18 protein-coding genes are annotated in these 25,114 nt (G+C 50.0%); 4 read left to right on the top strand and 14 right to left on the bottom strand.

The features are described from left to right. The first annotated feature begins 4 nt into the window (after window positions 1-4). Window positions 5-3,109, top strand: a complete 3,105-nt coding sequence (locus tag IEY67_RS04705; RefSeq protein ID WP_183669499.1) for a glycoside hydrolase family 2 TIM barrel-domain containing protein — start codon at window positions 5-7, stop codon at window positions 3,107-3,109. Between the two features lie 93 nt (window positions 3,110-3,202). Here the strand turns inward: IEY67_RS04705 and IEY67_RS04710 are convergent, their stop codons facing one another. From IEY67_RS04710 to IEY67_RS04735, 6 genes are all read right to left on the bottom strand, one after another. After that, on the bottom strand, window positions 3,203-3,664 hold the full coding sequence (locus tag IEY67_RS04710; RefSeq protein ID WP_183669497.1) for a DUF4293 domain-containing protein: 462 nt from the start codon (window positions 3,662-3,664) through the stop codon (window positions 3,203-3,205). A gap of 76 nt (window positions 3,665-3,740) precedes the next feature. Next, a complete protein-coding gene (locus tag IEY67_RS04715; protein ID WP_122352406.1) occupies window positions 3,741-4,073 on the bottom strand; it encodes a DNA-directed RNA polymerase subunit omega in 333 nt (110 codons plus the stop codon). Window positions 4,074-4,098: 25 nt separating this feature from the next. After that, window positions 4,099-4,911 carry an outer membrane protein assembly factor BamD gene (locus IEY67_RS04720; protein WP_122352405.1) on the bottom strand — a complete coding sequence of 271 codons (813 nt, stop codon included), beginning with the start codon at window positions 4,909-4,911 and terminating at the stop codon, window positions 4,099-4,101. A gap of 67 nt (window positions 4,912-4,978) precedes the next feature. After that, entirely contained in the window at window positions 4,979-5,404 is a 426-nt protein-coding gene (locus IEY67_RS04725) for an ACT domain-containing protein (protein ID WP_028726750.1), read from the bottom strand. Between the two features lie 22 nt (window positions 5,405-5,426). Beyond that, on the bottom strand, window positions 5,427-6,728 hold the full coding sequence (locus IEY67_RS04730; RefSeq protein ID WP_122374295.1) for a phenylacetate--CoA ligase family protein: 1,302 nt from the start codon (window positions 6,726-6,728) through the stop codon (window positions 5,427-5,429). Window positions 6,729-6,821: 93 nt separating this feature from the next. Beyond that, window positions 6,822-8,003, bottom strand: coding sequence for a DUF4934 domain-containing protein (locus IEY67_RS04735; protein ID WP_183669495.1), 1,182 nt, complete (start codon window positions 8,001-8,003; stop codon window positions 6,822-6,824). A gap of 227 nt (window positions 8,004-8,230) precedes the next feature. Between IEY67_RS04735 and IEY67_RS04740 the strand changes: the two genes are divergently transcribed. Continuing rightward, window positions 8,231-9,400 (top strand): MFS transporter, encoded by a 1,170-nt coding sequence (locus IEY67_RS04740; protein WP_183669493.1) that lies wholly within the window; start codon window positions 8,231-8,233, stop codon window positions 9,398-9,400. A 160-nt stretch (window positions 9,401-9,560) separates the two neighbouring features. Here the strand turns inward: IEY67_RS04740 and IEY67_RS04745 are convergent, their stop codons facing one another. From IEY67_RS04745 to IEY67_RS04760, 4 genes are all read right to left on the bottom strand, one after another. Then, window positions 9,561-10,580, bottom strand: coding sequence for a metallophosphoesterase family protein (locus IEY67_RS04745; RefSeq protein ID WP_183670002.1), 1,020 nt, complete (start codon window positions 10,578-10,580; stop codon window positions 9,561-9,563). Between the two features lie 104 nt (window positions 10,581-10,684). After that, a complete protein-coding gene (locus IEY67_RS04750; RefSeq protein WP_183669491.1) occupies window positions 10,685-12,172 on the bottom strand; it encodes a SusD/RagB family nutrient-binding outer membrane lipoprotein in 1,488 nt (495 codons plus the stop codon). A 15-nt stretch (window positions 12,173-12,187) separates the two neighbouring features. Further along, window positions 12,188-15,370 carry a SusC/RagA family TonB-linked outer membrane protein gene (locus IEY67_RS04755; protein ID WP_122374291.1) on the bottom strand — a complete coding sequence of 1,061 codons (3,183 nt, stop codon included), beginning with the start codon at window positions 15,368-15,370 and terminating at the stop codon, window positions 12,188-12,190. 103 nt (window positions 15,371-15,473) lie between these two features. Then, on the bottom strand, window positions 15,474-16,010 hold the full coding sequence (locus IEY67_RS04760; protein WP_183669489.1) for a hypothetical protein: 537 nt from the start codon (window positions 16,008-16,010) through the stop codon (window positions 15,474-15,476). A 201-nt stretch (window positions 16,011-16,211) separates the two neighbouring features. On the opposite strand from IEY67_RS04760, the gene IEY67_RS04765 reads away from it, so the two are divergent. After that, window positions 16,212-17,483, top strand: coding sequence for a Gfo/Idh/MocA family protein (locus tag IEY67_RS04765; RefSeq protein ID WP_183669487.1), 1,272 nt, complete (start codon window positions 16,212-16,214; stop codon window positions 17,481-17,483). Between the two features lie 10 nt (window positions 17,484-17,493). On the opposite strand, the gene IEY67_RS04770 is transcribed toward IEY67_RS04765, so the two are convergent. Next, the gene (locus IEY67_RS04770; protein ID WP_122374288.1) at window positions 17,494-18,165 is read right to left on the bottom strand and encodes a response regulator transcription factor; all 672 of its coding nucleotides are present in this window, start codon (window positions 18,163-18,165) and stop codon (window positions 17,494-17,496) included. A 10-nt stretch (window positions 18,166-18,175) separates the two neighbouring features. Next, window positions 18,176-19,636, bottom strand: coding sequence for a sensor histidine kinase (locus IEY67_RS04775; RefSeq protein ID WP_229800956.1), 1,461 nt, complete (start codon window positions 19,634-19,636; stop codon window positions 18,176-18,178). Between the two features lie 174 nt (window positions 19,637-19,810). Here IEY67_RS04775 and IEY67_RS04780 point away from each other — a divergent pair, with 174 nt between their 5' ends. Next, window positions 19,811-21,955, top strand: a complete 2,145-nt coding sequence (locus IEY67_RS04780; protein WP_183669483.1) for an outer membrane beta-barrel family protein — start codon at window positions 19,811-19,813, stop codon at window positions 21,953-21,955. A gap of 6 nt (window positions 21,956-21,961) precedes the next feature. On the opposite strand, the gene IEY67_RS04785 is transcribed toward IEY67_RS04780, so the two are convergent. Together IEY67_RS04785 and IEY67_RS04790 are read right to left on the bottom strand one after the other, a co-directional pair. Continuing rightward, window positions 21,962-23,311, bottom strand: a complete 1,350-nt coding sequence (locus tag IEY67_RS04785) for an endo-alpha-N-acetylgalactosaminidase family protein (RefSeq protein ID WP_183669481.1) — start codon at window positions 23,309-23,311, stop codon at window positions 21,962-21,964. Between the two features lie 27 nt (window positions 23,312-23,338). Beyond that, window positions 23,339-25,066: an endo-alpha-N-acetylgalactosaminidase family protein gene (locus tag IEY67_RS04790; protein ID WP_183669479.1), complete on the bottom strand. Its 1,728-nt coding sequence runs from the start codon at window positions 25,064-25,066 to the stop codon at window positions 23,339-23,341. Window positions 25,067-25,114 lie beyond the last annotated feature (48 nt).

Below are 25,114 nucleotides of genomic sequence, written 5' to 3' on the forward strand. Positions count from 1 at the left end.
TACAATGAAAAAAACTCTGTTATCTATTTTCACTCTGTGCAGCCTGGGAATGTTCCAGGCTGCAGCAGAGCCTGCAGACAACACGCCCGAGTGGCAGAGCCAGTACGCAATCGGTCTGAACAAACTGGAACCGCACGCCTACGTCTGGCCTTTTGAAAACGAGAAAGCCGTATCGGCCCGCGACCACGAATCGTCGCCCTGGTATCAAAGCCTGAACGGCAAATGGAAATTCCACTGGACAAAAAACCCCGACAACCGTCCGAAGGATTTCTACAAACCTTCTTTTTATACCGGAGGATGGGCAGACATCAATGTCCCCGGCAACTGGGAACGCCAGGGATACGGCACGGCTATCTATGTAAATGAAACCTATGAGTTCGACGATCCGATATTCAACTTCAAGAAAAACCCGCCTTTGGTTCCCTACGCAGAAAATGAAGTAGGGTCCTACCGCCGTACTTTTACCATACCGGCATCATGGGACGGCCGCCGCGTGGTACTCTGTTGCGAAGGTGTCATCTCTTTCTATTATGTATGGGTGAACGGGGAAAAACTCGGTTACAACCAAGGTTCCAAAACGCCCGCAGAATGGGATATCACCGATAAACTGCAACCGGGTGAAAACACCGTCGCGCTGGAAGTGTACCGCTGGAGTTCCGGCTCCTACCTGGAATGTCAGGACATGTGGCGCCTGAGCGGTATCGAACGCAACGTCTACCTCTACAGTACTCCGCAGCAATACATTGCCGATTACAAAGTTGTCTCTACACTCGACAAGGACACCTATCGGGACGGTATCTTCAACCTGGATGTCCGGATCGCAGGCAAATCTGATCCCAACACACGCATCGCCTACCAACTGAAAGATGCCGATGGCAAAACCGTCCTGAAAGAGGAAATCAAAGTTCCCGCCGGAGACAATAACCGGATCACATTCAAAGGCGTAACTATCCCCGGTGTAAAAGTCTGGAGTGCAGAGCATCCGAACCTGTACACGCTTCTTCTCTCGCTGAAAGACAGTAACGGCAAAGAGACTGAACTGACGGGAAGCAGAGTCGGCTTCCGCACCTCCGAAATCAAAGACGGCCGCTTCTGCGTGAACGGTGTACCGACACTGGTCAAAGGAACGAACCGCCACGAACATTCGCAGCTGGGTCGTACCGTCAGCCGCGAACTGATGCTGAAAGATATCGAACTGATGAAACAGTATAACATCAACACCGTGCGCAACTCCCACTACCCGACCGATCCGTTGTGGTACGAACTCTGCGATGAATACGGTCTTTACATGATCGACGAAGCCAATATCGAATCACACGGCATGGGATACGGTCCCGAATCGCTGGCTAAAGACAGTACCTGGCTCCCTGCCCATATGGACCGCACCCGCCGGATGTACGAACGTTCCAAGAATCATCCCTGCATCGTGATCTGGTCGCTGGGTAACGAAGCCGGCAACGGCATTAATTTCGAACGTACTTACGACTGGCTCAAATCTGTCGAAAAGAACCGGCCAGTACAGTACGAACGTGCCGAGCAAAACTACAACACGGATATCTACTGCCGTATGTACCGCAGCGTAGACGTTATCAAAGAATACCTGAACCAGAAAGAGCCGAAAATCTACCGCCCTTTCATTCTTTGCGAATATGTGCATGCAATGGGAAACAGTGTCGGCGGCCTGAAAGAATACTGGGATGTATTCGAAAACGAACCGATGGCACAAGGCGGTTGTGTCTGGGATTGGGTAGACCAGTCGTTCCGCGAACTGGATGAGAACGGCAACTGGTATTGGTCGTACGGAGGCGATTATGGTCCTAAAGGCATCCCCAGCTTCGACAACTTCTGCTGTAACGGTCTGATCGGTGCCGACCGCGTACCGCATCCACATCTGAACGAAGTGAAAAAGGTCTACCAATATATCAAGGCCAGTCTGACTGACGAACGCAACCTGACACTCTCCGTCAAAAACTGGTATGATTTCAGCAATCTGAATGAATATACCCTGAACTGGCAACTGGTCACAGACAACGGAGAGGTTGTACGCCAGGGAACAGAAACCGTCGACTGCCTGCCACACGAAACCACCACACTGACACTCGGTAAAACCTCCTTACCGAAAAACTGTAAAGAGGTATTCCTGAATCTGAGCTGGACACCAAAGCAGGCACGTCCGTTCATCCCGGTCACCCATGAAGTGGCTTACGATCAGTTTGTATGGACCGCCAACAAGAACTATCGCCCGGAATATCCCACCCTGAAGGCTTCTGCCCTGAAACAGGACGACAACACATTCAGCAACGACCGCATCAGCATCTCCTTCTCTCCGGAGACAGGGGCCATGACCTCTTATAAGCTCGACGGAAAAGAAATGCTTTCCACACCGCTCATGATCAGCCTCTACCGCCCCATCACGGACAACGATAACCGCGACCGTAACGGTGCCCGCTTGTGGAAAACGGCAGGCCTTAACGCGCTCAGCCAACAGGCAAAAGCCTTCCGGGCAGGAAAGAACAGTGTCCAGACAACGCTGGCACTCCTGAACGGCAAAGGTGAGACAGTAGGGACAGCCACGCAGCACTATCAACTGACCCCTGACGGCACAGTAAAGATAGCAACCTCCTTCACTCCGGATACCGCTATCGTCAAATCGCTGGCACGTATCGGACTGACCTTCGAAATGCCATCCGAATATGCACAGGTCTCTTACCTGGGACGCACCGGAGAAACATACACCGACCGCATCCAAAGCGGGCGGATCGCCCTCGACAAGACGGACGCGGAACGAATGTTCCATTATTACGTCAAACCTCAGTCGACCGGAAACCGTACGGATATGCGTTGGGCAACGATCACGAACGACACAGGAAACGGCTTGCACGTAACAGCCACTACTCCCTGGCAGTTCAGCATCGTTCCTTTTACGGACAGCAATATCGATGCTTCCACCCATATCAATCAGTTGAAGAGAAGCGGTACAGTGACTGTCCATCTGGATGCCGAACAGGCGGGTGTCGGTACAGCTACTTGCGGACCGGGTGTATTACCACAGTATTTGGTACCGGTGGAAAAGACAACGTTCGAGTTTGTATTACGCCCTGTAGAATAGTCGTTACGACTTCCGTATCATAAAAAACGCAGCCATGTAATGATAACATGGCTGCGTTTTTTATGTTTTTCCGAGATTTGAATCTCCGGATACTTATCTCAAACGGTCGAGCGAACGAACCAGAGCCTCGTCGGCACCGATATTACGGATAGCCAGGTAATCCAGGATCAAGGCAATTACCGGGAAAGACAAGGCGATCTTTACACTCAGAGCGACACCTGCCAGTTCTTCTTTCAGTATCCATACAAAAAAAACGAACAAAGCATAGAAACCCAACATCAGGATGGCATTAAATACACACAGACGGATCTGCAGGATTCTTTTCTTGAATAAAAAGATGGTGAGCAACGCCAGGATAGAGATCACCGCCGTCAATGCAAAAAGTCCCCACGTCGGATAAACCAACTCCGCTTCAGCGGCGATCGTGCTGACACCCGTCGCATCGAAAGAGTAAAACTGATCTCCCGCCTGCAACAAGGCAAGAGGTAAAAACAGCGTGGCTACCATCAGGCCCACGATAATAAGTAAATAAACTGTTTGTATTCTTTGTAACATGGTTATTAGTTCATTTTAAATGGAAAGGCCGACTCTATCAGGGTCAGCCTTTTCATATCTTACACAATATTTCTTCTTAGAAGTTATTCTTTTCTTTAGCAGGGTTCTTATAATAAACCTTACCTTCTTCATATTCCTGTGCTGCGATCAGCGTCGACTTCGGAAGTTTTTCATAATAACGGGAGATCTCGATCTGCTCTCTGTTTTCGAAAACTTCTTCCAGGTTATCGTTGTATGATGCAAACTCCTGCAGTTTCTTTTCCAGGTCCTGCTTCATTTCAACACTAATCTGATTAGCTCGTTTACCGATGATCATTACTGTTTCATACACATTTCCCGTGTCGGCTGACAACTTCATCATGTCACGGGTAACCGTATTCGAAGGAGCGTTAGACTTTCTGTAATCCATTTTACTTTATTGTTAAATAATATCGTTAATACGTATCTGTTATTCTCTTGTTGGCGTAATCGTAGAACTTTTGTGCCTGTTTTACGTATTTGCCTTCCGGATATTCGTTCATGTAAGTGTAGTATTCATCCACAACCTCACGATAACGACCCTGTAACTTCTCTTCCACACTATTTATAGCCTGTTCATACTTCGAGCGTAATACGTAGAACATGAACTCTTCCCTATATTTGGAATAAGGATAGTTCTTCAACGCGTTCTCGGCAGTGATCACGGCAGACAAATAGTTATTGTCGCGCATGTAAGTACCCAGGTTATAATACAATCTTACAGCCAGCAGTTCCTTGTAAGCCAGTTTCTCCTGCAATTCGAACATGATCTTCTGGGCTTCGGCAGCACGTTCGCTCTGCGGATAATACTCCAGATAGAGCTGCAACTGGTTGATAGCTTCATACGTCTGTGTCTGGTCTAACCGCGGATCGGGCGAATCCAGATACAAGCCATATCCTGAATAATAACGGGCCAATTCAGTGTATTCGCCCTTCGGATAGGTGGTATAATACGTATTAAAGTATTGCGAAGCCGTCTGATAATCTTTCTGTCCGTAATAGCTCTGGGCCAGCAGGTACAAGGATTCTTCGGCATAAGCAGTTCCTTTAAAGATTGTAACCAGTTCATCCAGCAGGGTAGCGGACTTGTTATATTGCTTTGCATTGAAGTACTTCTTTGCATACGAATATTTCAGCTCATAGTCCGTACTTTTCAGTATCTTGTTGTACTCCCCGCAAGAGGATAACAAGACCGTAATCATCATCAATAAAAATACAACCTTTTTCATTCACATACTTTTAGCGCGCAAAGTTACATTATTTTCGGTAAAATAACGAAGCGCATAACGTTAATATTTACAACTTATATAAATCGCTGGCAGCAATCAGCTCCAGTTTATTGGCTTTCAGCACCTCTGCACACTTCTCCACATTGTCGGGACGGATGATCACATTCGCCGCCTCTCCCTGCGAGAAAGCATACATATATTCGACAAAAATACCTGCAGAAGTAATGATCTCCATCGCCTTAGCCAGCGCACCCGGCTGATTGGGACAATGAAGGCATACAACATCGGCCACACTCACCGCATATAGTTTTTCACGAAGAACCTGAATAGCTTTCTCCGTATCCGACACGATCAGACGCAGAATACCGAAATCCGAATTTTCTGCCACCGTAAAGGCCGACATATTCACTCCGGCTTCACCTAAAATCTTTGCTACTTCCGTAAAACGGCCTTTCTTATTTTCTAGAAAGATGGATAATTGTTTAATTAGCATAGCATTTTACTCTTTTAAGGGGTTAAACTAATTTACGATTGTCGATCACATGTTTAGCCTTGCCCTGACTGCGTTCAAGGCTACGCGGTTCGACGATCTTTATATCAGGCTGAATACCGATCACGCTCTGCATGCGGGCGGCGATCTTCTTCTTCAGCGCGATCATCTTGTTCATCTCGTCCGAATAATAGTCCGGACGTACTTCCACCTGGATCTGGAAAGTATCGGTGTTGTTCACACGATCTACCACAATCAGGTAATGCGGTTCAAATTCCGGCATTTCCAGCAATACGGACTCTACCTGCGACGGGAATACGTTCACACCGCGGATGATCATCATATCGTCGCTACGTCCGAGGATACGGCCCATGCGGACAGCCGTACGGCCGCATTCGCATTTTTCGTAGATCAGATGTGTCAGGTCACGTGTACGGTAACGGATCATCGGCATACCTTCCTTGGTCAATGTCGTGAACACCAGTTCGCCTTGTTCGCCCGGAGCAACCGGCTGCAGGGTTACCGGATCGACGATTTCCGGGAAGAAATGATCTTCCCACAGGTGTGTCCCGTTCTGGCATTCGCATTCGCCGCCGACACCGGGACCGCAGATCTCCGTCAGTCCGTAGATATCGTATGCCTTGATGTTCAGTTTATCTTCCAGTTCCTTACGCATGTTTTCCGTCCAGGGTTCGGCACCGAAGGCTCCTACTCTCAGCTGAAATTCTTCCAAAGGGATACCAGAACTGTGGATCGTCTCCGCCAGATACAAGGCATACGAAGGCGTACATGCCAGTCCTTTCGCACCGAAATCGTGCATCAGCTGGATTTGTTTCTGCGTATTACCGCTACTCATCGGGATCACTGTCCCGCCGATATTTTCCACGCCGCCATGAGCCCCCAGACCTCCGGTAAACAAACCGTAGCCATAGGAAACCTGCACGGAGTCATTCTTTGTAATACCATAAGCCGTCAGGCAGCGTGCCACCACTTCCGACCAGATGGACAAGTCCTTGCGGGTATATCCTACAACGATCGGTTTTCCGGTCGTACCCGAAGAGGCATGCAAACGAACAATCTCGGACATCGGTACAGCCATCAGTCCGAAGGGATAATTATCGCGTAAATCCTGCTTAACCGTGAACGGCAGCTTGGATATATCTTCAATAGATTGAATATCATCCGGAGTAATACCCATCTCCTGCATTTTCTTGCGGTAAAAGGGGGTATTATGATAAACGTGTTCGACAACCCGTTTCAACCGGATGCTCTGTAATTTCCGCATTTCTTCGCGGTCCATACATTCAATAGTTTCGTTCCAAATCATGGTATCAGTTTGTTATCATTTAATTGTTAGTAGTATAAAACTGTCGCAAAGTAATAACTTTTTTACTAACTAACAATAAATAATAACGTCAAATCAATCGAGATCGACTTCCATAAGGATCAGATTCTCGTCTTCGTCCAATGTTTTGGTTATCTCCGCCAGCTCTCCGGAGAGTTCTCCTTTTTCCATCGCTTCGAGTAACGTGAAAGGATATAAGATGTAATAAAGCTTGTTATTATTGAATACAAAATTCATCATGTCTCCGTTCTTCCAATCTTTATTCGCCAGTTTGACGTGAGAGAAGGTATTTTCTTTTACTGTATATAGATAAAGCTCGTTCCGTAATGTCATTTGGCCTTCGTCTTTCAAGAAAACAGCGTTGACAAGCATCTTATCCGGTGTCAAAGCCCTGATCTCGCAAGCGATCTTGCCGTCTTTCTCGGTCGATAGCGGGAGCTTGGCAAAGACCGGTTTCAGTTGGCGGTCGGGGGATAACAAATAAAGCGTATCGGCTGCCGGTTCACTGATCACACAACCTCCTCCGTCGCAGGCAAGCAGGTTTCTCATACGATTCAACAAGACAAAAGGACGTCCGTCACGCGTGGTCACGATCATACTGCGGTAACGCTCGTTCGAAACAAGAGGAAGACGTTCTATCTTTTCTCCGGTATCTTTATCCATTACGACAAAAGGCTGGTTGTTTGCTTCCGGATTATCATCTATCCGGGTTGTCTCCCCTTCTTTCACGAAGAGAGCGCCTTGCATATCCAGAAAAACCATCGTATTCTCGTCCACAGACTCCACGACATCCATCTGATAAGATTCCGGAATTTTTAATGTTCTTTTAAAGTTCCCCTCCGGATCATATACCTGCATTTGGGTGATTGCATCCAGAAAGATTTCCTGCCGTTTTGCATCATACAGGATATGGCGTATCCTGACATATTCTTCACCTCCCTGCCCTTTCCGGTTAAAACGGCAAATCATCTCCCCCTTCTTATCAAAGCCTATCACATCTCCGCTGGATGGCCCAAAGAAGAACAAACCGTGCTCACCCGGTGCCAACTTCATCTGATCGCCCAGCAACACATCCCCTGGTGTATGCAAACGAAAATAACGCACCTTGCCTAAATCCTGCAAGGCTACTTCCTGATCCGGTATATCTGCACGAAAGTCGAGCACCGGCAAAGGTCCTTCACTTCCCGCACGATCTTTACACCCATTCATCCCCGTCAACAACATCACAGTAGCCAAACATAGTCCTATCTTTTTCATAACCTTATTAATTTAATATAACACATCGCAAATAAAAGGATTATATTTCAAAGCGGCAAGACAAATACGATTATTTCGTAATATTTTAAATATATTCGTAAAAAGAAGATAGTTAAAGAGAAATCACTTAGAAAGATCTGAACTTATTGCTATCTCCATTGGCAGATTAGCTCTTTATTGAAAAAATATATACTTTTGTCAGGAGATCCCAGAGAAGAAACTCCCGAATGAAACGAAACATACTTGCACTATACATTATTAAATTATCCAAATGGTTCACCCTGGTCATGCCGATCATCGTGCTCTTCTATGAAGATCACGGACTGGGACTGCAGGACGTATTCATCCTGAAAAGCGTTTATTCGATTGCTGCCGTAGCGCTGGAGATACCGTCGGGATATCTTGCCGATGTGTGGGGACGGCGCAAATGCTTGATAGTCGGATGTATTCTTTTCTTCTTCGGATATCTTTGCTATTCTTTTACGTCCACGTTCGCTGCTTTCGTTATCGCCGAAATACTACTGGGTACAGGGCAAACGCTGGTCAACGGGGCAGACTCCGCCTTGCTGTACGATACGACCGTGCAATATAAAAAAGAGAATCTGTATCTGCGTTACGAGGGACGTATCACCATGATCGGAAACTTTGCGGAAGCCGTTGCCGGTATCTTCGGCGGATTGCTGGCCGCCTATTCCCTACGCTATCCTTTTTATGCCCAAGCGGTGATCGCCTTCAGCGGCATTCCTGCCGCTTTTGCACTGCGGGAGCTGAATATCAAGAGTAAGATACAAAGCCCGATACAGGAGATCATGCGGATCATCAAATACTCGCTGGTTACGAATAAGAGACTATGCTATAATATCATGTTTTCAGGTATCATCGGGGCTGCGACTCTGACGATGGCCTGGTTCGTGCAACCCTACCTGATGTATATGAATACGCCAACCTCCTGGTTCGGGGTGATCTGGACGGTACTGAACCTGACTGTCGGCATCGCCGCCCTTTATTCAGACCGTGTGGACCGCTATTTCGGACCTAAGAAGATGGGGATACTAATCCTGACATTCGTAGCAGGCGGTTACGTGGCACTGGCGTTCAACCTGACGTATGCCGGGTTGGCTATCCTGCTCGTCTTCTACGTGATCAGAGGGTTTGCTACGCCGATATTAAAAGGGTATATCAACCAGATGACATTCTCGGAGATGCGGGCGACGGTCCTGTCTATCCGTAACTTCATCATCCGGCTGATGTTTGCCGCCATTGCCCCGTTTATCGGCTGGTTGAACGACGTCTATTCACTGCGTACCGCGTTGCTGGTATCAGCCGCTATTATTCTGGTTCCGGGAGCATTGTTCCTTTGGTTACAATTGGCCTCAAAAGCGAAAGAAGAGAAATAAGCTTACCTAACTAACTGACAAGAGATTACAGTTTCCTCGTAATTCCCCGGTCTGGAAACTCCAGTTTCCTGCGGAGGGAACCGGAGTTTCCTAGGCAAGAAACGCGAGTTTCCCAGGCAGGGAACTGGAGTTTCCTACCGGGGAAATTATACGGACACACTCAGGTAAAGGGATTACTGTCCCCACCTTTTACAAAATCCGCCGGGTAGTGGATCGATGAAATCACTTGATTATTTTTCAGTCGTATCCAGGATTTGAAAGAACGCTCGCCTTCGGTTAATTCGAATACACGTGCTCCGTTTCCTCCGGGTACGTCATGGTAGACCGTCTTGCCTCCTGTGAAACGTCCGTACCCCAAGAGAAGTCCTTTCCAGCGGGCAACATAATCGTTCACATGGTCATGGCCGACAAACGTAGCCATCACATCCCCGGCTTCGAGCATAGCCGTGAATAACCCGGAATTGATTACCGGTGCACAAGCTTTCTCTTTACGGATACCGATTAGCAACGTATTCTCGTCGGAAGCCGCCTGGTTATATTCAGGCACAGGGATATGGAAAAAGGCGAGTGCCGGAAGCGGCTTACCCCCATTCTTCGCCGTCAGCGCAGTACTGCATTTCCTGTACCAGTCGATCTGATCCGGCTTGATCCAGTCGTAACCCTTGGTTTCCTCCTTCCGCGAATAAGCCAGGCTGTCGAAGCCGTACAGGATAAAAGCCTCTTTCGCATCTTTCGAGCTTCGTATCGGCAAGATGAAATTGGTAACACCGCTCAACCCTTCCACCGTGCCGGTCAGACTGCCCGGCATATCCTTGATGAACGTATAGATCTCCTGACGCGTCATGTCATGTTCGTCATCGTGATTACCCAAAGTTACGGCAAACGGGATATTGCGGGAGATAACAGGCTCGAACGCCTTCCGAAACCCTTCCGCTGCCGGCTTGGCAAACACGATATCACCCGTATAGATCACGAAATCAGGCTTTTCGGCATCCAGTACTTCATTCATGCGTTCGGCAGCCTCTTCCGAAGCCGGGTTGCCCGGAACCCAGTGCACGTCGGTAAACTGTACGATCTTGAATTTACCGTCCGCATTAAACTTCAACTTGTCCGCATGCGCTTTATAAGACGCACTATCCAGGTAAGACGCTCCGGTAGCCGTTTCTGCAACCTCTTTCATCGTACCCTTTCCGATTGCTTCTGCGCCGGAAACTCCTAAAAAAGACACCGGAAGCAAAAGCCCCGATGTCCGTAAAAACTCCTTTCTATTCATGCCATTTCTTTTTATTTAATCCACCAAAGAGGATCAGATGTCCTGTCGTTTCCTCCGAACTGCGACTGAAGGGCAGCCTGTACGCTGGCTGCATTATTATTATACTCGTCCTGCGGATACATCCAGCGGTATGGCAGACTCACTCCGGATGCCCGGCGAAATTCAGGATACCCCGTACGCAACTGGTCATAGTAAGGCATCCACATGCTGCCTTGCAGGAAAGTAGGGATATACTTTTGCAGGATGATACGCTCTATCTTCTGCTCTTTTGTCAGCGAAGAAGCATAAGCCACCTTGTCGCCCTGCAGATAGGTATCAGCAGCATCTTCCCCCAAATACTGGGCTACGGAAGAGGCATATTTCTCATAAAAGCGGAAAGAAGCCCTGACCGCCGATTCGTAAAACTCCTTGTCATCTCCGGAAATCCAGCCGCGAACCACCGCCTCCGCCAGAAGCAACTGCTGCTCGGTATATCCCAGCAGAATCATCGGCTCGTTAGTCGGATGCTGGTAATAACGGGTAGCCGGTTTGGAACAACCACCCAATGAGACTTTATCGTTCACTAGGCTGTAAGGGATTGCCGGATCGCCGCCATCATAGGAGGCGAAATCGTCCACGGCTAGTCCCGCCTTTTCCGCAGCAGGGGTCTGCGTACAGAAAGCAAACAAACGGGGATCTTTACGGGTAGCCAGGACAGCCACATAAGTAGAATCCATATAACGCCCCGAACCGAAGTCGCTGTCATTGAAATAAGGATAGCGGTCATCCTGCTGATCGAGGAATACCAGCTGGCCATTGTCGGCTTCGCCGGTCATCAGCGGTTCGTCCCGGAAGATACGGGCAAAGGTTGACTTCACATCTATCCCGCCTACGGTCTGTTTGTTCGACAAGGACATCAGGACCCGCAGCCGGTAGGCATTGATCAGGCGGCGCCATTTCAGCAGGTCGCCTCCATAGATAATATCGCCGCTGATAATGCTATTATTGTCGGTCAACAACGTATTTGCTTCATCCAGTTTGGCCAGCACGGTAGACAGTACCGTCTCCTGCGAGTCATATTTGGGTTGGTACAATTCGTTCGTTTCGCCCTGCAAGGCTTCGCTGCAAGGCACATCACCGAACATCATCGTCAACATATAATAATAATGTGCTTCAAAGAAAAGAGCCAAAGCCTCATAAGCCGTCTCGTTACTCTTCTCCGCTTCCTCTTTCATCTTCGTCACATCGCGCAGGCTACTGTAGTAACCGAAGCCGCCGCGTGTCCATTTATACACCTGGTAAGGACTTTCGCCGGAGGTCAGCACCAACTGTTTCGTAGCGTGGCAAACCTGTGCATCCGATTCTTCGAATGTTTTGAAAGACAATCCGGTAAGCAAGAGTGCCGGATCGGTGGTCGTCGGGTTGTTCGGATCGACATTCATCTCTTCCAGGTCGATACACGAGTTGCAGGTGAATGCCAGAGCGGCACCGGCTGCTATATATTTCAGATATTTCTTCATTGCTTTATCGTAGGATTATAATTTGATGGTTGCACTGATACCGATATAACGGGCGGAAGGGTCCTGCAGGTCCGAGTCGCTGGCACCGAAGTCGGGATCGAGGTAAGGCGTTTTCTTCCAGACAGCCAGGTTGTTGCCGAACAGGGTCAGATCCAGTCCCTTGATCACATTCGACTCGAAGAGGTTCTTCAGGTCGTAAGACACAGCCACACGGCGCAGCTTCAAGTAAGAGCGGTTGAAAGTGTTGGCGAACAACTCGTTCTCGCTGGTACGGACCACGGCACGATACGGATAGTTCTGTGCCCAGGTCTGGATATTGACAGCCGTTTCATTCTTCTTGTACACACGGGTATCTGTCAGGATATTCCCGTTCACATCATAGGTAACCTCACCGCTGACGATGTTTACGCCTTCCGGCACATAGATCGCCTTGCCACCGTTCTCATATTCTTCCTGACGGTACATGGTCGACTTCGGATGTTTTCCGCCCCACCACATCTTCTGGGTGGTAGTCGAGACCAATGTGCCGCCGATCGCTCCGTCCATATCGATATTGACGGTAAACTTTTTGATCTTAAACGTATTCTGAAGTCCGTAGCGAACATCGGGTGACTGGTTACCGATATGGGTGGTAAACGCGCTCTGGGTCGGCATGCCGTTAGCATCCAGTATCAGCTGGCCGTCCGGAGTCTTTTCCCATTCGGTAGCGTACATGGCATCCGCCCGGTCGCCCACCTTCAGGTCGCCGAATTTATCCTGACCGCCGTAAATCTTTGTCAGCTTGCGGATATTACTGCTCCAGTTGGTCGACACATTCCAGGTGAAGTTCTTATTCTGTACAGGTGTGGCGTTCACGATCAGTTCAAAACCGTTCGTCGTATATTCATTGCCGTTCACAAAGCGGTAAGGGAAACCGGAAGCCTCGGAGATAGGCAGCTTGATGATACTGTTCTGGTCGAGCATACGGTAGTAAGTCAGATCCAACCCCAGACGGTTATGCAGGAACGAAGTCGACATACCGACTTCAAAGGAAGAGGTCTTCTGAGGCAGGATATCCGGATTCACCAGGGCTGTCACCGTTCCGGAGCCGGAAGGATCGGTCACGTCATTCGGATACGTCACCGAAGGCGTACTGCCATAGAGGATACCTTTTGCATAGGTCGCCTGCAAGGCGTACGGATCGAGGTCGCTGGATACCTGTGCCCAGGCAGCATTGACCTTCAGATAATCCATCCACGAAGGCAGCTTCACATATTCGTTCACCAGTGTACTGGCAGAAACAGAGGGATAGAAATAAGAATTGTTGGCAGCCGAAAGCGTAGACGACCAGTCGTTACGTCCGGTGAAGGTCAGGAAAAGCGCTTCAAACAGGTCGATGTTCACAGAGCCATAGACACTCTCGATTGCCTTCTCGTTCATCAGGTTGGTTGCACTGACCGGGTTCAGGCTGTTTCCCATATTATATACTTTCGGAACGATCAGTCCGTCGGTAGCCTGTGTTTCCTTGCGTATCTGGCGGTAGTAGAGTGAAGTTCCGAGATTGGCCGTAAAGGCGAAATCCTTGCTGACTGCCTGTGTATAAGTAGCCAACGCATCCGCATTGATATCCAGCTGATCGCTGTTCCAGGTCTTATAATCACCGTTACGTGAATCGCCGTAGTTCATATACGACTTCGGGCTTTTCATATCTTCAAACGTACTTTCCAGACGACCGGCGGCACGTCCCTGCAGGGTCAGTCCGGGCAATACATCCCAGTTGAGTTTCACCTGCCCGTTCACTGTATTGCGGTCGTGTTTCTGTGTCAGCTCATTGGCTGCAAAATAAGGGTTGTTATACCAGGCATAGTTATAGTTTGCCTGCCGGGTTCCTTCCGAATCCGGACGATACAGATGTTGTGACAGTTCCTTCCCGTTCACATCGTTACCCATCCACAATAGGATCGTGTACATGTGATTCTTCGGTCCGTAGCCATAGCGGGGATAGTTTGGGGAATAAACCTTATTATATGACAGGTTGGAAGAAAGAGTCACCGTATTGCTCAGGTTGAACATACTGTTAAAGTTCAGGCCGCCCGTATAGATCGAGGTATTCGGAACCTGTCCGCGTTGTTTGGAGAAATCGCCGTTGAAGTTGTAATTGGCTTTCTTTGTCTTATTTGCCACGGAGAAAGTCGCTTTGGTGATCACACCCGTACGAAGGAAATCCTTCAGGTTGTCGTGTGCCTCCCAGGTGATCGGAACACGTTCGTAGCGTGTACGGTCGTCGTAGACAGAGCCGGAGACATCGCCCCACCAGGGGATCACTTCACCTGTTTGCTTGTCACGGATCGGGCTGTTCCACTGGGCTATCTTCTGCCCTTCAAAACGGGGCCCCCACGTCATATCCCCATCGGAGATACCGCCGTCGGCACCGTCCCAGAACTCATACTGTCCGTTTGAACCGGAACCGAACTCATTCTGTGTCTCGGGAAACACGGTGAAACCAGCCGTTACCATGCTGGATATGCCGGCTGTTACCACCAGACCCTCTTCTTTCGCCAGCCTGGTCGTGATCAGGATCGCACCGTCCTTTCCCCGCGAACCGTACAGAGCTGCGGCGGCCGTACCTTTCAGCACGTTGATACTTTCGATATTCTCCGGAGAGACATCGAACAGGTCTGACTCCACCGGAATACCGTCCACTACCATCAGCGGTGTTTTACCCCGCAGAGAAAAACTCGGTGCCTGGAAGATACCTGTCGGGTTATTAACGGTCAGACCGGCGACTTGACCGGAGAGGGCATTACCCACGTTCACCGTACCCGGTTGTTCAAGGGCTTCCGTGCTCACTTGCTGGGTGGTATAACCTAGTTTCTTTTTCTGTTGTTTGATACCGATGGCTGTTACCACCACCTCGTCGATTAGCTTGACGTCGTCGGACATCTCTACATTGATAACCTTCAGATCGCCTATCGGGCGTTCCACCGTTTCGTATCCGACAAAAGAGAATATCAGGGTAGCGTTCTTCGGCGCTTCAATCTCGTAGTTACCGTCTATATCGGTTACTGTACCGACCGTAGAGTTCTTCACGACTACTGCAGCTCCAATCACAGGACCCAGCTTGTCCGTTACCGTACCGGTCACTTTCACCGACTGGGCAAAAGCCAGGGAGGTGCAGATAAGGAGTCCGCAAATCATTAAGTAAAATTTGTTCTTCATATCTAAATTAATTGGTGTACATAGAAAGCCGGAGGCAGGAAACAGACCTGCCCTAAAACTTTATTTATCAACAAAACTTATCAGGGGAAAGAGGGGGGGGAAATTAATAGAGGTTCTTCAGTTTAACGTTGTCGAAGATAGCCAGTAGGCGGGATGAATCTTTTTTATTACCCTGGAGGGCTTCTTCAAAGGTGTTGGTATCGGAGTCGATAGCAGCCAGGGCGATCTTCAGGACATTCGCGAACTCGTCTGCTGCAGCTTCCTTCGTCATTTTATTGCTTTTCACATCCTTGTTCAACTGCTTTTCGATGGAACGGACCGCATTGTAGATACCCGGTTTGCGGATCACCGTGCGGCGGGCAGGATCACCCGGAACCACTTCCTCTTTCACCACATACATATCCATAAACGCATTATACAAGCATCCGACCTCCTTACCGAACTTATGATTGTTTGCGTTAGCCAGTTCTTCAGCAGTAGGTTCCTGTTGGGTGGAATAGAACTCCCATGTTTCGACAGGAGCAGCTTCCACACTTGTTTTGCCAGCCTTGTCATTATCTCCATCGGCAACTGTCACGGCATGCAACATGGAGAACGAAGTACCTAATAAAACAACTAATAACACTAAACTCTTTTTCATAACTGTTTTTCTTTTTCTATTAAATTACGCTGCAAATGTAGAGGAGGCATGTTACAAAACAGATACAAAGGAATTAAGTTATATTTACCTTTCTATTACAAAGCAGGAACCCTATTTAATGGGGAAACCCTGTCCTATAACCGGTTTGTAAAGAAATTATCCTATATTTGAAGAAAATTAATCTTTTATGCTTTTTATACTATGAATACAGAGAAAACTACTCCCGTCACCGCGATCGTACTGGGAGCCAGCGGACGAGGAAAATTGTACGGTGACTATTCACTGGAACATCCGGATGATCTACAAATAACAGGTATCGCCGAATTAGTCGAACTGCGGTGTAACATATACGGCGACAAATACCATGTCCCAAAGGAAAACCGTGTCGCCACCTGGGAAGAGCTGCTCAGCCGTCCCAAGTTTGCCGACGCCGTGATCATTGCTACCCCCGACCATCTGCACTATGCCCCCTGCATGAGAGCACTCGACCTGGGATACGATATCCTGCTCGAAAAACCGATTGCACAGACCGACGAAGAGTGTCGCCGTCTGGTGGCTTATGCCAGGGAGAAAGGTAAGATCGTAGGTCTTACCCATGTGCTCCGTTATTCGCCTTATTTCCTGATGCTGAAAGAGATGATCAGCAGCAAGGCGATCGGCGAGCTGGTCAGCATCCAGCATTTCGAGCCAGTAGAACATGTGCATATGTGCCATTCGTATGTACGCGGAAGCTGGCGCGATTCGGAAAAGAGCACGCCGCTGGTACTGGCGAAATCGAGCCACGACCTCGATATCCTGCACTGGATGATCGGCAAGCCCTGTAAGAAGGTAGTCGCCTTCGGTGAGCTGACGCACTTCAAAGCGGAGAATGCTCCGGAAGGTGCCCCGGCACGTTGTACCGACGGTTGTCCGGCAGAAGCGACCTGCCCCTACTCCGCCCTGAAGATTTATCACCGCGACCGTACCTGGCTCTATGTGTTCGACCTTCCGGAAGACCCGGACAAACAGGGTGACGTCATCCTGGAGAACCTGCAGACGGGCCCGTACGGCAAATGCGTTTACCACTGCCAAAACAACCAGCCGGATCATTATATGATGTTGATGGAGTTTGAAGGAGGCGTTACGGTCAACTTCTCGATCGAGGCTTTCACCTCCTATGGCGGACGCCGCACCCGTATCATGGGGACACGGGGCGATATCGTCGGCGATATGGAAGAGTTCACCCATACCGATTTCGCCACCGGCCTGTCCAAAACATACAACGCCAACGCTGAAGATGCCCTCAACTACGAAGGTGTCGGCCACGGAGGAGGCGATGCCGGCATGATCCGCGATTGGATAGAGGCCATCCGCCGCCAGGATGCCAGCCTGATGAGCACACCGCTCGACGAGTCGCTGGAAAGCCACCTGATAGCGTTTGCAGCCGAAAGAAGTAGGAAGGAGGGAAAAGTGGTAACTCTCCCAAACCCTTAGGCAAGAGTCTCTAGCAGATCAATTTATATCCGATCCCCCGTACATTCAATAGTTTGATACGGGGGTCTTTTTCCAGTTTATGCCGGAGTTTGGTGATGAAGACATGCAAGCTGCGGGTATTGTAAAAACTGTCATTTCCCCACAGTTCAAGTAGAATATCCTTGGTATTGACCGGAAAATTACCGCTCTCGCAAAGCAACCGGAGCAACTCCGACTCTTTGAAGGAAAGCTCGACTGATTCCCCCCCTGCCTCCAAGGTCTGTGTAGACGGATAAAACGTGTACAACCCGATTTCGTGATACGCAACGGCGATAGGCTCAGCCTTGCTTTTGACGATCAAGGCCTTCACACGGACAATCAGTTCGCGCAGGCTGAAAGGCTTCCGCAGGTAATCGTTCGCCCCCAGTTCGAACCCTTGCACGATATCGTCTACCGACGAGCGGGCACTGAGGAACAGGACGGGCACCTCCTTATCCATCCGACGGATGCGGCGCACCATCTCGAAACCATCCACCTCCGGCATCATCACATCGGCAATGATCAGTGCCGGATGCTCTTTAAAATAATGCTCTATCCCATCCAGTCCGTCACGTGCTACCGCCACTTCATAGCCTTCCTCCTCCAATGCGTCTTTGACGATCATGGCCAGGGAGATTTCGTCTTCTACTAATAAAATATCCATAAGCTTGGGGTTATTGCGGTAATGTAACTATAAAACAGGAACCCTGACCGGACACGCTCTCTACGGTGACCGTCCCGCCATGCTTCTCCACCATTGTCTTCACGTAAAAGAGTCCGATGCCGTAGCCCTTCACCTGCGAATGGCGGCTGGAAGGTAACCGGTAGAACTTATCGAAGAGATGCCGGCGGTACTCTTCGGGAATACCGGGGCCGTTGTCCTGCACACGCAGCTGCACCTTTCCTCCGGCAGCCTCCACCCGTATCGTTATCTCCGGTTCCTTGTCCGCATATTTGACGGCATTATCCACCAGATTGCTGATGATACTGTACAAATGTACACGGTCGGCTTTCAGAGTTATTTCCTCCGGGACAGACTCCACGCGGATACGGAAAGGGTGTGACGACTTGATCTTCTGCTGTTCCAGAATCTTGCCGATCAGGGCATTCAACGAGATATCCTCCATCACCAGACGGATCTCTTTCCGTTTTTCCAGGCTAAGGGTCAGGATCTGTTCGACCATTCCGCCCAGCCGCTCCAGTTCCTCATGGCAGAGGTGGAGGTATTTATCAGCCTTCTCCTTATTTCCCAGAAGATTATAATGGATGATCGACTCGATGGCGGCATAGGATATGGCGATGGGGGTCTTCAACTCATGCGTCACGTTATGGGTGAAATCGTCTTTCAGTTGCTCCACCGTCTTCTGGTGGAGCAGGAACCAGATCATGTAGGCGAACGACAATACCAGGATCAACAGGATCAGGAACGAAGAGACCAGGATACCCGTCATTCCCGCCAGCGAAGCCAGCCGGGTCGGTTCCACATAGACATAATAGGCTTTCGGATGATAGGTGGTATACTCCCAGGTATAACGGTCGTAATGCGCCGGGTCTTCCCCAGTGGGGACGGAAGAGGTGACCACCGTACTGTCGGTAAGCGACCGTATCTCCGTGAAATGGCGGAGGTGCAGGTTTTTCTCCCGGAGACCGGCCGTCAGCAGGCTGTCGAACTTCGCCAGGTCGACGGGAAAGATCGTATCGATCACCTCGTGGAGGCTGCGTTGCATCTGCAACCCCAGCTGACCCAGTGAACTAAAATCATCGCCTACCCTGACCTTGCCGCTTTCGAGAACTTTCTTCATCTCGGCATCCACCTCGGGCATAAGAGGGAGTCCGGCTTCTTTCTCAACGATCCGGACGGTCGCCGGCACCGAGTCCTTACTCCGGAAACGGGTGGTCAGGGCGATACCTCCCCGGTCGTCGGCCTGCGAGAAGGTCTCCCGCCGCTTGTTCGCCAACCGGCTGATGGTGTCGGCACGGCTGAACAGTTCGATATGGTCGGCATTGCGGATTGCTTCGATGATATATTCCCTGTTCTGCTGCTGGTGGGAATGATACAGCCGGTTGATCCAGAACAACTGGTAGGCGAATATCCCGGATAACGACACGATCACCAGTGCAATGATATATTTCATGGATGATTTCATGCAAACAAATATAGGGATTCTCCGGCTTGCCGCCTGCCGCTTTAAACCAAAATAACACAGTTTCGGACGAATGTTATTTAGTCTTACCAAATGCAGGCGTTTTTTGGAACTGTTCAGGGCCCTTTCTACCTTTCGTATAAAAATCACGAAAAGCACAAGAACATGAAAAGAATCTATTACCTGTTATTGATAGCCAGCCTGCTCCCACTACCCGCCCGGTTATCGGCACAAAAGCAGACTGACGGCAAAGGTACGATCCTGGTGAACGACAGCATCACACTGGAACTGCCGGAGATATTCGTCAAAGCCGAACGCCCGCTGGTGAAGATGATCGAAGGAAAACTCCAGTACGACATTCCCAACCTGATGAAAAGCAAACCGGTGGACAATGCGTTCGATGTCCTGGGCGAACTGCCGGGCGTAGAAAAGAAAGGCGACAATATCTCGCTGCTCGGCACATCGGGCACGACGATCATCATCAACGGCCGGAAAAGCAGCATGACACCGGAACAGCTGGCCGACATGCTGAAGTCGACCTCTTCCGATAAGGTGAAAAAAGTGGAAGTGATGTACAGTACGCCGCCGCAATACGGTGTACAGGGCGCCTCCATCAACCTGGTCACCGAGAACGACAAGAGCCTGAAAGATATCCTGAAAGGGGAAGTGTCGCTGACGGGGGAACAGGGGTATTATTTCTCTCCTTCGGGACGGATGAACCTGTCGTACACGGGAAAGAAATATACGACGGACTTCTCCTACTCGACGGGCTACCGACACAGCCGCTCGACGGAAGATATGCATGCGGAACCGACCGTCGGCGGACAGCGGTACGATATCCTGCAAAAGAACTGGTCGGAGAACAAAAGCATCGCCCACAACCTGCGGGGTGCTTTCGAATATGACTTCGACAACAAGGACAAGCTCTCGGCTTCCTACACGGGACGGTATGTACAGGACGGCCCCGCTTCCCACCGGGGAGGACGGACGGAGTTCACAGGCATCGAAACGGTAAACACCGCCAGCCGGACGACCGGACCGACCTCCCTGCACAGTGCACGCATCGATTACAACGGCCATAAGAACCTGAACGCGGGTATCGACTATACCTTCTACAAAGATAAATCGTTGCAGGAGCTGGTCAACAATTTTGAAGACGACACCGACCAGGACAGGCGCAACGAAAGCCGTCAGCAGACGCAACGGGCCAATATATACCTGAACCATTTCGTCGTTACCGCGAACAAATGGAAACTGTCCTACGGGCTGGAGGCTTCGTTGTCGGGGACGGACAACAAGGCGGAAGCGTTGCTCGACAATACGGAAGAACGCGAAGGGACATTCGACCTGACGCAGAGGGAACATTCGGTCGGCGCTTTCGGCGGTTTCTCGCGTTCGTTCGGGAAGAAGCTGACACTGGATGCTTCGCTGACCGTCCGGTATTACAAGGCTTCGATCGACTCAGCGGGAAAGAAAAGTACGTTATGGGACAAGGCGGACCTCTTCCCTGCCCTGTCGCTCGTTTACCGGATCGATCCTGCCAACATGTTGCAGTTCTCCTTATCGAGCAACCGGAAATATCCTTCTTATTGGGCGACTACGCCGAATACTTATTATATGAATGTTTACAGCGTAATCAAAGGCAATCCGGAACTGAAACCGGAGTTGAATTATTCGGTGCAACTGACCTATATCCTCAAAAACAAGTATGTGTTGGGAGCCTTCGCCAATTTCCAGCCGGATAAGATACAACAGATGTCGTACCAGTCGCCCGACCGCCTGCAATCGGTCTTCCATACGATCAACCTGGATACGCACAATATGTTCGGACTGATGGCGATCGTTCCTTTCCGTGCCGGCGAGGTGCTTAGTTCGCGGCTGACGCTGATGGGCTTCAGTATCCACGACAAAGGGACGCTGGTCGATGTCCGTTTCGACCGGAAGAAGCTCTTCGGGCGGGCCATGCTGACCAACACGATCTTCCTGACCCGCGACAAAAACCTCTCCCTCGACCTCACCGGCGATTACTGTACGAAGGTGATACAGGGCCTTTACGATATCGACCCGCTCTACAGCCTGGATGCCGCCCTGGTATGGACGCTTCCCAAACAGAAGCTCCGCCTGACTCTCAAAGGCAACGACCTGCTGAACAGTCAAAAGCCGCTCACCCATATCGACCAGCAGGGTCAGAAGAGCCGCATGGAACTGTTCCAGGACAACCGTTCGATCTTGCTGACAATCCGTTACAGCTTCGGCGGCTACAAGGAGAAGAAGGTAAAGGCGGTAGATACGTCACGGTTCGGAACGTAAAAACGCTTACTCCGGTATCACATAATAAGGTATCCCTTGAGCTATATCGATGACCATTTTTGCATTAGCTATATGGATCTTCCGGGGTTCCTGCAAACCTTCGGCCGTCACCTTATAGACGGTTGCCGATTTGGGGTTACCCCATAAATAAGGAATATCGAAAGAGGTCTTGCCATTCGTGTCCCGGCTGTAGACGATCACACCTTCATCGTCACGCCATACGGCCGGGATGCAGAGGGTGTTTTTATTACGCAGGAGACGGTCTTTTTGCCGGACTGTGCTGTCGGAAAGCGAAACGCTGACCTGGTCGCTGAACAGGGAGATACGGTTTTTCCCCTCTCCTTCCACAGAAAGGCGCTTCAGACTGTTCAGATAAAAATATTGCGGACATTTCAACATGAAGTCTTCGGAGAGAAGAGGTTGCCAGGAATAATTCTCTGCTATCTTCCAGATGGGCTCGCCATAACTGGAAGTGCCGAAAAGAAATCCCAGGTCATGGTCGTTGCTGCGGATATCCGGGTTAAGGCCCGTGCCGGTATAGACATTGGCGGGGATACGCAGGTAATCGTCCTGGGTAGCTGCATTAAAATGCCAGGCGTAAGGAACGCAGCCGACCATGTAATCCATCATCCATTCGCTGGTGATGTCCAGCCCCTTGGCCTGCCAGTATGCAGCGGCTTTCTTCTGATATTCAGCCTCTACGATGACCGTTTCGTTATGTCCTTCGCTCGGACGTGCAATCCAGGCATCGGCGTGGATCGTGCCACTATCCTCCAATTCGGGCAGCAAAGCCAGCAGGCGGTCGATACGCATCTGGGTATAGCCGGACTCCCACTCGTTGCGGTAGTTGATCTGGTAGGCATTGCGACCGTTATATACGCCGATCACTTTCAGGCTGCCGTCGGCATTCTTCGAGATCAGGTCGTTCGCTACGTATTCAGGCCATAAAGGGCTGTCGTCGTAGGCATCGGTCATATTGATATGCAAGCTTACGACCGTATTATATTTCCGTGCTTCACGCATCAGCCAGCGCAGGCTCTCACGGGCGGAGGTATCGGCTTCCCTTTTCAGATGCTCGTTCACTTCAAAGAAGGCAGGATATTTATCGTCATGCCCGTTATATTGCCAGCCAACCAGATAAACGATCTTCGGCACACCCAGCGAAAGGTTATCCGACTGGCGGATCATTTCCAGTGCTTGCTCAAAAGTGAGGCGCACTATACAATCGCCGCGCTCGTCGAGTGAAGCCAACGCCATTTTCGTCACCCATGTCTGCGAGTAATCATGGTTGAACTGTGCCCGTACCAAAGAGGTACAGGCATACAGACAAATAAAAAGTACTAACAATCTTTTCATGTTTATTTTCATATTATTTTAATCAGTTTATCTGGTAAGCGACTGTCCTGCCGGAACGATCGAAACAGCCTCTCCTTTCCCTAACGCCAGCTTGAGAAGTCCGTTGTCCACAGGTATTGCCGATAGTTTCCGTGCCGGTTCGTTCATGGAGATAGAATAAACATCTACGGCACCGACCTTCTCCCACCCTTCCGGCATCAGCCAGCTATGGCTTTCGTATCCGTCGCCGGAATAGGCGATGATCTCGTTGTCGTTCCAAAGTGCCGGAACGAACAGGTTGTCGTTCTCACGCAGGATGAAATCGCCTTTACGGATGATGTTCTTTCCGTCTTCCACACGGGCAATGACCCCCTCGCTGTAATACAGGGCCTCATCGACAAAGGCAACCCGCTCCAGGCGGCTCAGGTAATACCAGGGCAATGTCATGGTACAGAACTGGGACAGGAAGCCGGGTAGATTGGCCAGATCTTTCTGGAAAATCTCCTCTCCCTGCATGCTGGAACCGAAACGGAAATCGCCCTGCCCTTCCCGGTGGGTACGCCCCCTTGCCGACAGACGTTCGGGAATCTCCATCTGGAAGTTCTTATCGTCCGGGAACCACCACGACATCGGTTGAAGACCGACAAAGCCTTCGCCGGCAGGATGAGCCCAGAAAATGCCCTCGCCCGTCACGTCGAAGCCCTTTTCCCGCCAGTATTTGAATATCTTCCGTTGTGTTTCCACCTCTTTGTAGATGTCGATGCCTCCGTTTTCGGGCTTGGCATGCCAGGGGCTAAGCGGACGGTTCTCCGGTTGCCAGTACGCCATAAAAGCGTCGATATGGATGGTATGGCCGTCTTTCAGTTCGGGAATCATGTCGATCAGATGGTCGATACGGGGTTTGGCAAAGCCTTTCTCCCACTCTTTCGTATAGCTTAGATGATAAGCTTTATGGCCTTTGACGTATTCCCAGATAGATTTCAGGTTGCCGTTGGCATCGCGGGCGATAATATCGTTCTTGATGTAAGTATCCCACAGGGGGCTTTCCTCAAAAGCATCGACCATATTGATGTGCAGGCTGATCGTTGTGTTATAGGCACGCGCTTCACGGATCAGCCAGCGGAGGCTTTCAAGGGCGGTGGCATCTTCTTCCCGTTTCAGCTTGGGGTTGACGATACTCCAGTCAGGATAGAGATGGTCGTGACCACCCCGTTGCCAACCGACCAGGTAGATGATCTTGGGAATACCGCGTGTCAGATTATCCACTCGTTTCACGACATCGAGCGCGTGGCCGAATGTACAAAGGCGGGATGGGTCTTCATGCTGGAAAATCACGTTGTTCGGATCGGGTTCGTTCAGTTCGCCGTCGTACCCCATAAAGAGTTTCAATACCAGTGTCTGGTGATAGTCGCGGTAATACGGAGCGACAACGACTCTCTTCTTCGCCTGGTAAGTCGCGCCGTCTTTCTGGTAGACGGCAGTCACTTCTGCCAGTCCGCCGTCCTTCGGGATCAACTGATCGCCGGATAAAGCGATAACCTCGACATTTCCGCTGGCACTGACCGTACGTACGGACAAAGCAATATCGGACAAAGGAAGATCGGTGGTCTTTCCATTGGAATAACGACCGGTAACATGAAGAGTTCCCCGTTCACCCGGATTACGGACAGGGTTCAGGGTTTCCTTATCCAGCCGGATAGTGATCTCCTCCAGTTTGTTCTGCATACTACAGGACAGACAGAACAGGGTTATTAGAATATAGAAAAGTGTTTTCATAAAATAATTTGTTTACACAGAGTAATATGATAAAAGAGAAAAAGGTGA

Source organism: Parabacteroides faecis, from assembly GCF_014647375.1.
Taxonomy (GTDB): domain Bacteria; phylum Bacteroidota; class Bacteroidia; order Bacteroidales; family Tannerellaceae; genus Parabacteroides; species Parabacteroides faecis.

Bases quoted from the DNA above. Each gene is read 5' to 3' on its own strand.
- IEY67_RS04705 (WP_183669499.1), top strand. From the start codon at position 5: ATGAAAAAAACTCTGTTATCTATTTTCACTCTGTGCAGCCTGGGAATG.
- IEY67_RS04710 (WP_183669497.1), bottom strand. From the start codon at position 3,664: ATGTTACAAAGAATACAAACAGTTTATTTACTTATTATCGTGGGCCTG.
- IEY67_RS04715 (WP_122352406.1), bottom strand. From the start codon at position 4,073: ATGGATTACAGAAAGTCTAACGCTCCTTCGAATACGGTTACCCGTGAC.
- IEY67_RS04720 (WP_122352405.1), bottom strand. From the start codon at position 4,911: ATGAAAAAGGTTGTATTTTTATTGATGATGATTACGGTCTTGTTATCC.
- IEY67_RS04725 (WP_028726750.1), bottom strand. From the start codon at position 5,404: ATGCTAATTAAACAATTATCCATCTTTCTAGAAAATAAGAAAGGCCGT.
- IEY67_RS04730 (WP_122374295.1), bottom strand. From the start codon at position 6,728: ATGATTTGGAACGAAACTATTGAATGTATGGACCGCGAAGAAATGCGG.
- IEY67_RS04735 (WP_183669495.1), bottom strand. From the start codon at position 8,003: ATGAAAAAGATAGGACTATGTTTGGCTACTGTGATGTTGTTGACGGGG.
- IEY67_RS04740 (WP_183669493.1), top strand. From the start codon at position 8,231: ATGAAACGAAACATACTTGCACTATACATTATTAAATTATCCAAATGG.
- IEY67_RS04745 (WP_183670002.1), bottom strand. From the start codon at position 10,580: ATGAAAGAGGTTGCAGAAACGGCTACCGGAGCGTCTTACCTGGATAGT.
- IEY67_RS04750 (WP_183669491.1), bottom strand. From the start codon at position 12,172: ATGAAGAAATATCTGAAATATATAGCAGCCGGTGCCGCTCTGGCATTC.
- IEY67_RS04755 (WP_122374291.1), bottom strand. From the start codon at position 15,370: ATGAAGAACAAATTTTACTTAATGATTTGCGGACTCCTTATCTGCACC.
- IEY67_RS04760 (WP_183669489.1), bottom strand. From the start codon at position 16,010: ATGAAAAAGAGTTTAGTGTTATTAGTTGTTTTATTAGGTACTTCGTTC.
- IEY67_RS04765 (WP_183669487.1), top strand. From the start codon at position 16,212: ATGAATACAGAGAAAACTACTCCCGTCACCGCGATCGTACTGGGAGCC.
- IEY67_RS04770 (WP_122374288.1), bottom strand. From the start codon at position 18,165: ATGGATATTTTATTAGTAGAAGACGAAATCTCCCTGGCCATGATCGTC.
- IEY67_RS04775 (WP_229800956.1), bottom strand. From the start codon at position 19,636: ATGAAATATATCATTGCACTGGTGATCGTGTCGTTATCCGGGATATTC.
- IEY67_RS04780 (WP_183669483.1), top strand. From the start codon at position 19,811: ATGAAAAGAATCTATTACCTGTTATTGATAGCCAGCCTGCTCCCACTA.
- IEY67_RS04785 (WP_183669481.1), bottom strand. From the start codon at position 23,311: ATGAAAAGATTGTTAGTACTTTTTATTTGTCTGTATGCCTGTACCTCT.
- IEY67_RS04790 (WP_183669479.1), bottom strand. From the start codon at position 25,066: ATGAAAACACTTTTCTATATTCTAATAACCCTGTTCTGTCTGTCCTGT.